This window comes from Telluria sp. ZB4P34, from assembly GCF_059686055.1.
The window spans coordinates 193,044-205,599 of the sequence record NZ_JCASIF010000007.1 but is presented as its reverse complement, the minus strand read 5'-3'; the positions used below and the strand labels follow the sequence as shown (position 1 = coordinate 205,599).

General features: G+C 66.3%; 8 protein-coding genes. 7 read left to right on the top strand and 1 reads right to left on the bottom strand.

Going from position 1 to position 12,556, the window contains the following annotated elements; all coding sequences use genetic code 11:
- Positions 1 to 138: 138 nt before the first annotated feature.
- From AC56KL_RS14200 to AC56KL_RS14190, 3 genes are all read left to right on the top strand, one after another.
- Positions 139 to 3,420, top strand: a complete 3,282-nt coding sequence (locus AC56KL_RS14200; RefSeq protein ID WP_497180808.1) for a transglycosylase domain-containing protein — start codon at positions 139 to 141, stop codon at positions 3,418 to 3,420.
- A 56-nt stretch (positions 3,421 to 3,476) separates the two neighbouring features.
- Positions 3,477 to 4,826 carry a TAXI family TRAP transporter solute-binding subunit gene (locus AC56KL_RS14195; protein WP_497180829.1) on the top strand — a complete coding sequence of 450 codons (1,350 nt, stop codon included), beginning with the start codon at positions 3,477 to 3,479 and terminating at the stop codon, positions 4,824 to 4,826.
- A 73-nt stretch (positions 4,827 to 4,899) separates the two neighbouring features.
- On the top strand, positions 4,900 to 6,858 hold the full coding sequence (locus tag AC56KL_RS14190) for a CocE/NonD family hydrolase (RefSeq protein WP_497180807.1): 1,959 nt from the start codon (positions 4,900 to 4,902) through the stop codon (positions 6,856 to 6,858).
- A gap of 146 nt (positions 6,859 to 7,004) precedes the next feature.
- Here the strand turns inward: AC56KL_RS14190 and AC56KL_RS14185 are convergent, their stop codons facing one another.
- A complete protein-coding gene (locus AC56KL_RS14185; protein ID WP_497180806.1) occupies positions 7,005 to 7,463 on the bottom strand; it encodes a rhodanese-like domain-containing protein in 459 nt (152 codons plus the stop codon).
- A gap of 302 nt (positions 7,464 to 7,765) precedes the next feature.
- Between AC56KL_RS14185 and glnA the strand changes: the two genes are divergently transcribed.
- The 4 genes from glnA (at position 7,766) to ntrC (ending at position 12,502) form a co-directional block, all read left to right on the top strand.
- The gene (gene glnA / locus AC56KL_RS14180) at positions 7,766 to 9,181 is read left to right on the top strand and encodes a type I glutamate--ammonia ligase (protein WP_497180805.1); all 1,416 of its coding nucleotides are present in this window, start codon (positions 7,766 to 7,768) and stop codon (positions 9,179 to 9,181) included.
- A 159-nt stretch (positions 9,182 to 9,340) separates the two neighbouring features.
- Positions 9,341 to 9,874: a DUF4124 domain-containing protein gene (locus AC56KL_RS14175; protein WP_497180804.1), complete on the top strand. Its 534-nt coding sequence runs from the start codon at positions 9,341 to 9,343 to the stop codon at positions 9,872 to 9,874.
- Positions 9,871 to 10,953 carry a nitrogen regulation protein NR(II) gene (gene glnL, locus AC56KL_RS14170; protein ID WP_497180803.1) on the top strand — a complete coding sequence of 361 codons (1,083 nt, stop codon included), beginning with the start codon at positions 9,871 to 9,873 and terminating at the stop codon, positions 10,951 to 10,953. The genes AC56KL_RS14175 and glnL overlap by 4 nt, the downstream gene beginning before the upstream one ends.
- A 70-nt stretch (positions 10,954 to 11,023) precedes the next feature.
- Positions 11,024 to 12,502, top strand: coding sequence for a nitrogen regulation protein NR(I) (gene ntrC / locus AC56KL_RS14165; protein ID WP_497180802.1), 1,479 nt, complete (start codon positions 11,024 to 11,026; stop codon positions 12,500 to 12,502).
- Positions 12,503 to 12,556 lie beyond the last annotated feature (54 nt).

Genomic DNA, 12,556 nt, shown 5'->3' with positions numbered 1-12,556 from the left:
GAGGTGCAATCCTGAGTGAGTTTGCACCGCGCATTTTTGCAAGCTGACGAGGACAAATCACTCGAACACACCAGGGCAAGGATGGCGGGCAGGTCGGCAGGGATTGAGCGCGTTTTGATTCGAACCAGTTGAGCCATCATGGAAAGTATTCGCCGCAACCAGCGGCCCAGTAATGTCATCCGCGCCTTGGGCGAGTGGTTGCGGCGGCCTGCCCAGGCCATGGCCGGCGGCGCACCCGTCCTCGCGTCTGCGGGCGCCAATGACCTTCCCCTGTACGAAGCCTATCCGCACCTGGCGGCCGGCGGCGGTGCGCCCGGCGGCGCCCCACGGCCGCCGCAGCGTCCGGACGACACGCCCGAAGATGCGCCCGAAGATGCGCCCGAGCCGGCGCCGCGCAAGCGCCGCGCCAGGACCTGGTTCTACCTCGGCCTGCTGATCGCGCTGGTGCTGCTGGCCGGCTGGGGCGCCCTCGAGATACGCAGCTCGCGCCTGCAGGCGAAGATCTTCGCCGAGATGGCGGACGACCTCACCTACCGCATGGAGAAGGGGCCGAGCAATGCGATCCGCTTCCCGGCCGCCAGCCCCTATGACACCCGCCTGGGCTACGCCAACCTGCCGGCCTACCTGCAGAAGCTGCAGTCGCGCGGCTACCATATCGACGCCCAGGCGCGCATGTCGCCCGAGATGGTCGAGATGGCCGACCGCGGCCTGTACGCCACCTACCACGAGAAGACCAAGGTCGGCCTCGAGATCCTGGACTGCCGCGCCCAGCCCCTGTTCGCCTCCCGTTTCCCCGAGCGCTTCTATCACAAGTTCGACGATGCGCCGCCATTGCTGGTGCAAAGCCTGCTGTTCATCGAGAACCGCGAGTTGCTCGACCCGGCCTATCCGCACCGCAACCCGGCCGTCGAGTGGGACCGCTTCTCGAAGGCGGTGTTCGACAAGACCCTGAGCAGCATCGGCCTGGGCGGCGAAGGCCGCGTGGCCGGCGGCAGTACCCTGGCGACCCAGATCGAGAAATACCGCCATTCGCCGGAAGGGCGTACCGGTTCGTTGGGCGACAAGTTGATCCAGATGGCCTCCGCCACGCTGCGCGCCTACCAGGATGGCGAAGACACCACCGGGGCGCGCCGCCAGATCGTGCTCGATTACCTGAATACCGTGCCGCTGTCGGCCAAGCCGGGCTACGGCGAAGTCAACGGCATCGGCGACGGCCTGTGGGTCTGGTACGGCCGTGACTTCGACCGCACCAGCCGCATGCTGAAGGGGCCGATGAACACCCCGGACGCCGTGATGGCCTACAAGGAAGCGCTGTCCCTGATGATCGCGCAGCGCCGTCCCGCGTATTACCTGGGCGATGGCGAACAAGACCTGGAAACGCTCACCAACAGCCACCTGCGCGTGCTGGCCCAGGCCGGCGTGATCACGCCGCAGCTGCGCGATGCCGCGCTGAAGCTGACGCTGCATCCGGCCCAGGGCTCGGGCGTGGCTCCGCCGGGCGCCGATGCCTTCGTCTCGCGCAAGGCCGCCAACGCCGTGCGCAACCACCTCGGCTACCTGGTGGGCGACAACCGCCTGTACAACCTCGACCGCCTCGACCTGTCGGTGGTCTCGACCCTCGACGCCGGGGTGCAGAAAGCCGTGACCGACACGCTGCGCCAGCTGTCCGACGCCGAGGTCGCGAAAGCCGCCGGCCTGACCGGCAAGGGCCTGCTCGGCAATGGCGACCCGTCCCAGGTGGTGTACAGCTTTACCCTGTATGAACGCGGCGAGCACGTGAACTACCTGCGGGTCCAGACCGACAACTACGACCAGCCGCTCGACATCAACGAAGGCGCCAAGCTCGACCTGGGCTCCACCGCCAAGCTGCGCACCCTGGTGACCTACCTCGACATCGTCGACCAGCTGCACAAGCGCTTCGAGCCGATGGACGAGATCGGCCTGATGGGGGTGGAAGTCGATGCGAAGGACCGCATGTCGCAATGGGCGCTGGAATACTTCCGCACGCTGCCGAAGGGCGCCGACCGCGGCCTCAAGCCGATGCTGGACGCAGCCATGGAACGCAAGTATTCGGCTAACCCCGGCGAATCCTTCTTCACCGGCGGCGGCCTGCACACCTTCGGCAACTTCAGCAAGCTGGACAACAGCAAGATCATGACGGTCACCGAGGCCCTGCGCCAGTCGACCAACCTGGTGTTCGTGCGCATGATGCGCGACGTGGTGCGCTACTACATGTTCCAGCTGCCGGGCTCCTCGGCCCAGCTGCTGGCCGATGCCGACGACCCGCGCCGCCAGATGTACCTGGCCCGCTTCGCCGACAACGAAGGCAAGGTGTTCATGGCCAAGTTCTGGAACAAGTACAAGGGCAAGACCCCGGCCGAGATCGAGGCGCTGCTGTTCTCCGGCGTGCGTCCGTTCGCGTCCAAGCTGGCCGCCGCGCACCGTACCGTGTTCCCGGGCGCCACGCTGGCGCAGTTCGGCGACTTCATCACGAAGTCGCTGCCGGCCGGGAGCGACATGGACCCGGAGCGCATCCCGAAGATGTACGAGATGTACGACCCGCGCAATATGTCGCTGGCCGACCGCGGCTACGTGGCTTCGGTGCACCCGCTCGAGCTGTGGCTGGCGGGCTACCTGCGGACCCATCCGAAGGCCGGCTGGACCGAGGTGACCAATGCCAGCGTCAAGGAGCGCCAGGAAGTGTATTCGTGGCTGTTCAAGACCCACCGCAAGCACGCGCAGGACAACCGCATCGCCGGCCTGCTCGAAGTGGAAGCCTTCCTCAAGATCCATGCGCAATGGAAGAAGATGGGCTACCCGTTCGACTCGCTGGTGCCGTCCTACGCGACCACGCTGGGCGCCTCGGCCGACCGTCCGGCCGCGCTGGCCGAGCTGATGGGCATCATCGTCAACGGCGGGGTGCGCAAGCCGGTCGAGCGCATCGACTCGCTGCACTTCGCCAAGGCCACGCCTTACGAGACCCTGGTCAAGCGCAGCAAGGGCGGCGGCAAGGAGCAGGTCCTCTCGCCCGAAGTTGCTCGTGTTGTGGCCGACGCCATCCAGGGCGTGGTGACCGACGGCACGGCCAAGCGCGTCAAGACCGCGTTCACGCAGGCTGACGCCAGCGTGATCGCCGTGGGCGGCAAGACCGGTACCGGCGACCAGCGCTTCGAAGTGTATGCGCGCGGCGGGCGGGTGATCGAATCGCGCTACGTGAACCGCTCGGCCACCTTCGTCTTCAACATCGGCGAGCGCTACTTCGGCAGCATGACCGCGTACGTGGCAGGGCCGCAGTCGGGCAACTACGACTTCACCAGCGCGCTGCCGGTGCAGTTGCTGACCAACCTGGCGCCGAGCCTGATGCCGATGATCGAACCGCCTCCGGGCAGCGTGGCCGCCCAGCGCCAGTGCGTCCGGTAAAACCGGATGGCGCGTCCGGCGCCGGCGCTGCCCGGGGTGGCAGCATCCTGCGCGCCGTGACCCGGGTGCGCCAGTTCAGCATCGTGTCCCTGCGCGACCTGCTGGTGGCGAGCGGGCCGACGCTGCTGGCGGCGATCGCGGTGGCGGTGCTGGCCTATATCTGGGTCGATCCTGCGCCGCCGCGCCAGCTCAGCATGGCCACCGGCCAGTTCAATAGCGCCTACGAGGAATTCGGCCGCCAGTACGCGGCCCGCCTGGCGCGCGACGAGATCAAGCTGAGCCTGCAGCCTTCCCTGGGCTCCCATGAGAACCTGGAACGCCTTATCGAAGGCAAGGTGGATGCTGCCTTCGTGCAGAGCGGCTCGACCGAGGACGGGCAGGCTGTCCGCGCCGGCCTGGTGTCGCTGGGCAGCCTGTTTACCGAACCGGTCTGGCTGTTCCTGCGCGAGTCGGCCGGGGTGGCGCAGCTCACCGACCTGCGCGGCAAGCGCATCAACCTCGGGCCCGAAGGCACTGGCGTGCCGCGCCTGTTTCGCCAGGTGCTGGACGCGAACGGCATCGACCCAAGCGAGCTGCAGGTCGGCGCCCTGGAGAACACGCCGGCGACGATGGCGCTGCTGGCCGGGAGCATCGATGGCCTGGTGTTCAGCTCCGCACCGGAAGCGCCGCTGATCCAGATGCTGCTGCAGACGCCCGGTATCAAACTCTTCAACTTTGCCCAGGCCGACGCCTATACACGGCGCCTGCCGTTTCTCACCCACGTCGTGCTGCCGCGCGGAATCGTCGACCTCGGGCGCGACATCCCGGCCCAGGACTACCACCTGATCGCGCCCACCGCCACGCTGGTGGCGCGGGAAGACCTGCATCCGGCCCTGGTGGGCCTGCTGGTGAGGTCGGCCGGCGAGATCCACGGCAAGGCGGGATGGTTCCAGCAGCAGGGCCAGTTCCCCTCGCCGAAGTACACCGAGATCCCGGTGGCCGATGCCGCTGCGCGCTACTACCGCGACGGGCCGCCCTTCATGCAGCGCTACATGCGCTTCTGGCTGGCCAACCTGTTCGAGCGCCTGTGGGTGGTGGCGGTGGCGCTGGCGGCGCTCCTGATCCCGCTGTCGCGGATCGTCCCGCCGATCTACGTGTGGCGCGTGCGCTCGCGCGTGTACCGCTGGTACGGCGAGCTGCGCAAGGTGGAACAGGAACTCGAAGCGATCCCGCTGGACGACCGCGAGGCTGCACGCGAGGGCCTCCTGCACCGCCTCGACGACATCGAGGAGAGCGTCAACCACATCTCGATTCCGCTCGCGTATGCGGAGGAGCTGTACCGCCTGCGCAGCCACATCAACTTCGTGCGCGAACGGGTGCGCGGGACCATCGACCGCAACGGCATGGCGGTGCCGCGCACGACATGATCGTGCAGGAATAGTAATTCCAGTTGGAAACGGATTACACTGGCGGTCTTTGTCCGTCTTTCCGGGAACAACCATGATCCGTCGTCCTTTTTCCGCCATCGCGCTGGGCATGATGCTGGCCTGCAGCGCAGGCGTCACGGCCAGCAGCCTCGCAGCCCAGGCCGATGCACCTGCCCAGAAGCGCAGCCCGCGCGAGGCCTACACCAAGTACGAATACCGCATCCCGATGCGCGACGGCGTGAAGCTGTTCACGACGGTGTACGTGCCCAAGGACGGCGCCAGGCCCTATCCCTTCCTGGTGCAGCGCACCCCGTACAGCGCCGGCGTGCACGCGCAGGGCCAGCAACGCTACGGCGTGGACTGGTATCCCGAATCGCTCGGCCCCTCGCGTGAGCTGGAAGATGCCGGCTACATCTTCGTGACCCAGGACGTGCGCGGCCGCTACATGTCGGAAGGGGCGTGGCAGGAGATGACCCCGCACGCCAAGGCCAAGCGCGAGAAGGGCGAGGGGCAGGAGAGCGAGGATATGTACGACACCGTCGAGTGGCTGCTCAAGCACGTGCCCAACAACAACGGCCGGGTCGGCATCTGGGGCATCAGCTACCCGGGCTTCTACACGGCGGCCAGCATCATCGACTCACACCCGGCGATCAAGGCGGCCTCGCCCCAGGCGCCGATCGCCGACCTGTACATGGGCGACGACTCTTACCATGGCGGCGCCTTCATGCTGTCGGCGAACTTCGATTTTTACGCGTCCTTCCTGCCGCAGAAGAATCCGACGCCCGGCAACAAGGAGCGTTCCCGCTTCGAGTACGGCGAGGCGGATGCCTATGATTTCTTCCTCAAGCGCCTGACCCTGCCGAACATCCTCGCCACCATGAGCGCGGAGCAGCGCGCGCTGCTCGAGCCGACCATCGTGCACGACACCTACGACGAGTTCTGGCGCTCGCGCGCGATCACCCCGCACATGAAGAACGTGAAGGCGGCGGTGCTCACGGTAGGCGGCTGGTTCGACGCCGAAGATCCGGCCGGCCCCTTCGCGATCTACAAGGCGGTCGGCAAATACAACCCGTCCACCCCGAACGCGCTGGTGATGGGGCCGTGGGTGCACGGCGGCTGGGCGCGCGGCGACGGCGCCCGCCTCGGCCATGTGAGCTTCGATGCGAAGACCAGCGAGTACTACCGCCGCGAGATCCAGTTCCCCTTCTTCGAACAGCACCTGAAAGGCGTGAAGCCGGCGCGCGCGCTCCCAAGCGTGACGGCCTTCGAGACCGGCACCAACGTGTGGCGCAGCTATGCGGCCTGGCCGCCGGCCCCGGCAAAGGCGCGCACGCTGTACTTCGGTCCGAACGGCAGCCTCGGCTGGCAGCAGCCAGCCGAAGGTGGCAAACATGCAGGCGCCGGCTACGACGAGTACGTGGCCGATCCTCGCAAACCGGTGCCCTTCATCGGCTACCCGGCCACCGGCGTGCCGCGCGAATACATGGTGTCGGACCAGCGCTTCGCGGCCACCCGTCCGGACGTGCTGGTGTACCAGAGCGAGGTGCTGGAAGAAGACGTGACGGTCGTCGGTTCGGTCGTGCCGAAGCTGTTCGTGTCGACCACCGGGACGGACGCCGACTGGGTGGTCAAGCTGATCGACGTGTACCCGAACGAGTATCCGACACCGGCAGCCGAGCGCAAGGGCAACGACGTGGGCCCGCCCAGCGTGAACCTGGGCGGCTTCCAGCAGCTGGTGCGCGGCAATCCGCTGCGTGCCAAGTTCAGGAACAGTTTTGAAAAGCCGGAGCCGCTCACCCCGGGCAAGCAGGAAGCGGTCAGCTTCGACATCGGCGACGTGAACCACACCTTCCGCCGCGGCCACCGCATCATGGTGCAGGTGCAGAGCTCGTGGTTCCCGCTGGTCGACCTGAATCCGCAGACCTTCACCCACATCCCGAAAGCGAAGCCTGAAGACTTTATCAAGGCGACCCAGCGCGTGTACCGCGCGCCGGGCGCGGCCTCGGGCCTGCAACTGATGGTAATGCCGTAGGGTGGTCGGGGGAAAACAGTCCAGTGGACTGTTTTCCCGACCGCGCGTTCAAATCACATATAACGGCCTGCGCGATGATGCTTTCGCTAGCTGAACGCGCGGTCGGCCGAGCCGACCACCCTACGTTGCAAGCATTCAGCGGCGCTTCAGGCGCCGATCCAGGGCAGTCCCGCCTTGCACCAGCCGCCAATGGTCTTGCGGTGCCCCTCGGCATCGCGGTCGCCCTCGAAACCTTCCAGGATGTCGTAGGACTCGGCAAACCCCCGTTCCGTGGCCACGCGTGCGCTGTGGCGCGAGCGCACGCCCGAGCGGCACAGGAACAGCAGCACCTCGTCCTTGCGCGCCACTTCCTCGAGCTGGTCGCCGAATTCCGGGTTAGGCACGCCGCCAGGGTAGGTGGCCCATTGGACTGCCACATGCTGGGCCTCGGGCAAGGCGACCCGCCCGACCCAGTCGCGCTCGGCATTGGTGCGCACGTCGACCAGCTTCACGCGCGGATCGCTCCGCAGGAGCGCATACGCTTCGTCGGGCGTGACGGCGCCGGCATAGGGCTGTCCGGAGGCGCGCTGGCGCGCGGCGGCAAGGATCGATTCGATGGTGGTCATGGCGTTTTTCAGTCCAGGCAAGCGATTAAAGGCAAAAGAGAGCGTTGCACCAACTTGGTTCGGTGTATCCTGCGCTGCGATGGTGCATTGCGCATCGGCTTGCACCAAGTCGGTGCGACTGTGCGACAGTGCACGCGCATGGTGAAGGTCGATTGTAGGACCAAAATCCAGTGCTTTCCAAGGAAGCATTGTGCATTTACTCATAACCGCAGGTTGGCACGGTTCATGCTTTGAAGTAAAGCAAGTTGCTGCGCTGTGGTCTTCCCGGCGCGGCACCCCCTTTTCACTCAGGAGAGATACGAATGGCAAAGACGGCTGCAGACGTAATGCAATTGATTAAAGACAACGAAGTGAAGTTCGTTGATTTACGCTTCGCGGATACCCGCGGCAAAGAGCAGCACGTGACCGTTCCTGTCTCGCACTTCGACGAAGACAAGTTCGAGTCGGGCCACGCCTTCGACGGTTCGTCGATCGCCGGCTGGAAGGGCATCGAAGCTTCCGACATGCTGCTGCTGCCCGACCCGGCCACCGCCAACCTCGATCCCTTCATGGAAGAGACCACCCTGTTCATGCAGTGCGACGTGATCGAACCGTCGGACGGCAAGGGCTACGACCGCGACCCGCGCTCGATCGCCAAGCGCGCCGAAGCCTACCTGAAGTCCTCGGGCATCGGCGACACCGCCTTCTTCGGCCCGGAACCGGAATTCTTCATCTTCGACTCGATCCGCTGGAAGATCGACATGTCGGGCTGCTTCGTGAAGATCGACTCGGATGAAGCCTCGTGGTCGACCGACAGGGAAATCGAAGGCGGCAACAGCGGCCACCGTCCGACCGTCAAGGGCGGCTACTTCCCGGTCCCGCCGGTCGACAGCTTCCAGGACATGCGCTCGGAAATGTGCCTGATCCTCGAATCGATGGGGATCCCGGTCGAAGTGCACCACCACGAAGTGGCCGGCGCCGGCCAGAACGAAATCGGCACCAAGTTCTCGACCCTGGTCGAGCGCGCCGACTGGACCCAGAACATGAAGTACGTGATCTGGAACGTCGCCCACAGCTACGGCAAGACCGCGACCTTCATGCCGAAGCCGATGAACGGCGACAACGGCTCGGGCATGCACGTGCACCAGTCGATCTGGAAGGACGGCAAGAACCTGTTCGCCGGCGACGGCTATGCCGGCCTGTCGGACACCGCGTTGTTCTACATCGGCGGCATCATCAAGCACGCCCGCGCCCTGAACGCGATCACCAACCCGGGCACCAACTCGTACAAGCGCCTGGTGCCGGGCTACGAAGCGCCGGTCAAGCTGGCCTACTCGGCCCGCAACCGCTCGGCCTCGATCCGCATCCCGCACGTGGCCAATCCGAAGGGCCGCCGCATCGAGACCCGCTTCCCGGATCCGCTGGCCAACGTCTACCTGTGCTTCGCCGCCCTGATGATGGCCGGCTTGGACGGCATCCAGAACAAGATCCATCCGGGCGAAGCCGCCACCAAAGACCTGTACCACCTGCCGCCGGAAGAAGACAAGCTGATCCCGACCGTGTGCGCCTCGCTCGAGGAAGCACTCGAGGCCCTGGACAAGGACCGCGAGTTCCTGACCCGCGGCGGCGTGTTCAGCGACAGCATGATCGACGCCTACATCGAGCTGAAGATGCAGGAAGTGCAGCGACTGCGCATGACCCCGCACCCGGCCGAGTTCGACATGTACTACTCGTCGTAATCGAATGGTCAACAGAACCGTTGCGCACATGCATCAACCTGCGTAAGGGTCTGTAACAAAGGCGGGGAAAGCGAGGGCTTTCCCCGCCTTTTTTCATCCTTGCTGTACACTCGGCCCGTTCTACAATACGTGCACGTTTATTGTGCAGATCGATTCCTGATGCGTACGACAATTAGCTATCTCCGCCACCTTGCTGCAGGCTGCGCGGCCATGCTGCTGCTCCAGAACGGGGCGCAGGCACAGGGCGCCGTCTACAAGTGCGTGGACGACCAGGGCCGCGTCGAATTCACCGATACGGGCCGCAAGGGCTGCAAGTCCCTCGACCTGCCGGGTTACGCGCCGCCTCCGCCGCCGCGCGCCTCGGCGCCGGTCCCGGCCGTGGGTACGCCTGCCGTGCGGCCTGGGAACGGCCCGGCCCCGGTCGCCAGCCCGGCCAGCTTCCCGCGCGTCGACACGGCCCAGCAGCGCGCGCGCGACGACGACCGCCGCGAGATCCTCAACGACGAACTGCGCATCGAGCAGAAGAAGCTGCAGGAGCTGCGCCGCGACTTCAACAACGGCGAACCGGAACGCCAGGGCAACGAGCGCAACTACGCCAAGTACCAGGAGCGCGTGGCCTCGATGCGCGACGAGATCGGCCGCACCGAGCGCAACATCGAGGCGCTGCAGCGCGAGATCACCAGCATCCGATGACGGCGCCGGCGACCCCTGCCGCCCACGGGCGTTTCGCCGGCCTCGACCTGCTGGCGTCGAGCGTGCTGCTGCTGGGGCCGAACGGCGAGGTGCACTACGCGAACCCGGCTGCCGAGAACCTGCTCGAACTCTCGCTCAAGTCGCTGCAGCGCGCGCCGCTGCCCGAGCTGTTTGCCAACGGCGCGGAACTCGCGGCCCTGTGCGCCCAGGCGCTGGCCCACCAGTACGCCGACCTGCGCCAGGACCTGACCCTGCAGCGCACCGGACGCGAACCGCTGCACGTCAACAGCATCGTCAGCGCGCTCGGGGAGGGCGAGCTCCTGATCGAGCTGCGCGAGAACGTCCAGCAGCTCAAGCTCGACCGCGAGGAACGCATCCTCGACCAGAGCCAGGCCAACAAGGAGCTGATCCGCAACCTGGCGCACGAGATCAAGAACCCGCTTGGCGGCATCCGCGGCGCGGCCCAGCTGCTCGAGCTGGAACTGCCGCCGCAGCACCCGGCCGACCTCACCGAATACACGCAAGTCATCATCAAGGAAGCCGACCGCCTCCAGACCCTGGTCGACCGCCTGCTGGCGCCGCACCGCAAACCCCACATCGTCGGCGACGTCAACATCCACGAAGTCTGCGAGCGCGTGCGCAGCCTGATCCTGGCCGAGTTCCCCGCCGGGCTCACGATCCGGCGCGACTACGATGCCTCGATTCCCGAGTTTCGGGGCGACATGGAGCAGCTGATCCAGGTGGTGCTGAACATCGCCCACAATGCCGCCCAGGCCCTCAAGGGGCGCATCGCGGCGGGCGACGCCGAGATCGTGCTGCGCACCAGGGTGGCGCGCCAAGTCACCCTGGCCAAGGTCCGTTATGGGCTGGCATTAGATTTGCATATCATCGACAATGGACCGGGCATCGCACCCGAGATCCGCGACCGCATCTTCTATCCGCTCGTGTCCGGGCGCGAAGGCGGCAGCGGCCTCGGATTGACGCTGGCGCAGACCTTCGTGCAGCAGCACCTGGGTGTGATCGAGTGCGAAAGCCGGCCTGGACTCACGGATTTCCGCATCCTGCTGCCCCTGCCATAAGCGGGGACCACGGGGGTGGAAGATAAAAGACGAGTTCCCGAACCAGCCTTATTGCGGGAAGCACGAACACATGAAACCAATCTGGATTGTCGACGACGACGCATCGATCCGCTGGGTGCTGGAAAAAGCCCTGGCGCGCGAAAGCCTGGAGACCCGCAGCTTCGCCAACGCGCAGGATGCCCTGGCCGCTTTCGAAAGCGACACACCGCAGGTGCTGGTGTCGGACATCCGCATGCCGGGCGAATCCGGCATCGAGCTCCTCGGCGCCGTCAAGGCGCGCCATCCCGGCCTGCCGGTCATCATCATCACCGCCTTCTCCGACCTCGACTCGGCGGTCGCCTCGTTCCAGGGCGGCGCCTTCGATTACCTGGCCAAGCCCTTCGACATCGACAAGGCGGTGGCACTGATCCGGCGCGCCCTGGAAGAAAGCCTGCGCGAGGCCAGCGTGGAAGCGGCGCCCGCCGAGACGCCCGAGATCCTCGGCCACGCCCCGGCCATGCAGGAAGTGTTCCGCGCCATCGGCCGCCTGTCGCAATCCAACGTGACGGTCCTGATCACGGGGGAGAGCGGCACCGGCAAGGAGCTGGTCGCGCGCGCCCTGCACAAGCACAGCCCGCGCGCCCAGCAGCCCTTCATCGCGCTGAACACGGCGGCGATCCCGAAGGACCTGCTGGAATCGGAACTGTTCGGCCACGAGCGCGGCGCCTTCACCGGCGCCCAGGCCATGCGGCGCGGCCGCTTCGAGCAGGCCGAGAACGGCACCCTGTTCCTTGATGAAATCGGGGACATGCCATTTGATTTACAGACCCGTCTTCTGCGCGTGCTGTCCGACGGCCACTTCTACCGCGTCGGCGGGCACCAGCCGGTCAAGGCCAATGTGCGCGTGATCGCCGCCACCCACCAGAACCTGGAACAGCGCGTGCGCGACGGCCTGTTTCGCGAAGACCTGTATCACCGCCTGAACGTGATTCGCCTGCGCCTGCCGTCCCTGCGCGAGCGCAGCGACGACATTCCGATCCTGGCGCGCCACTTCCTGGTGCAGAGTGCACGCCAATTGGGCGTCGAACCGAAGCGCCTGTCCGAACCGGCGATGCGTTTCCTGGCCGGCCTGGAACTGCCGGGCAACGTGCGCCAGCTCGAAAACCTGTGCAACTGGATCACCGTGATGGCGCCCGGCCAGACCGTCGAGGTCAAGGACCTGCCGCGCGACCTGACCCAGGGCCAGCCGGCGCCCTCGACCTTGCAGGAACCCGGGGCCAACGCCACGCCGCAGCCGGCGCCGGCCGCATCCGCGCCGGCGGCGGACGCGCCGGCCACCCCCGGGAGCTGGATCGCGCTGCTCGAACTGCAGGCCGCCGGCATGCTCAGCGCCGGCCAGACCGACGTCATGGACACGCTCGGGCGCCAGTTCGAATCGGCCCTGATCAAGACGGCGCTGCGGCACACGCACGGCCGCAAGAACGATGCCGCGGTGCGGCTCGGGATCGGGCGCAATACCATCACGCGCAAGATCGTGGAACTTGGGATAGATGGCGCACGGGAAGAATGATTCCGATGGTGTAAGCTGGCGGATCATTTCGTTTCGCCTTTTACGCCATCGTCC

Excerpts from the sequence above, each read along its gene's own strand:
- AC56KL_RS14200 (WP_497180808.1), top strand. The coding sequence starts at position 139 with ATGGAAAGTATTCGCCGCAACCAGCGGCCCAGTAATGTCATCCGCGCC.
- AC56KL_RS14190 (WP_497180807.1), top strand. The coding sequence starts at position 4,900 with ATGATCCGTCGTCCTTTTTCCGCCATCGCGCTGGGCATGATGCTGGCC.
- AC56KL_RS14185 (WP_497180806.1), bottom strand. The coding sequence starts at position 7,463 with ATGACCACCATCGAATCGATCCTTGCCGCCGCGCGCCAGCGCGCCTCC.
- glnA (WP_497180805.1), top strand. The coding sequence starts at position 7,766 with ATGGCAAAGACGGCTGCAGACGTAATGCAATTGATTAAAGACAACGAA.
- AC56KL_RS14175 (WP_497180804.1), top strand. The coding sequence starts at position 9,341 with ATGCGTACGACAATTAGCTATCTCCGCCACCTTGCTGCAGGCTGCGCG.
- glnL (WP_497180803.1), top strand. The coding sequence starts at position 9,871 with ATGACGGCGCCGGCGACCCCTGCCGCCCACGGGCGTTTCGCCGGCCTC.
- ntrC (WP_497180802.1), top strand. The coding sequence starts at position 11,024 with ATGAAACCAATCTGGATTGTCGACGACGACGCATCGATCCGCTGGGTG.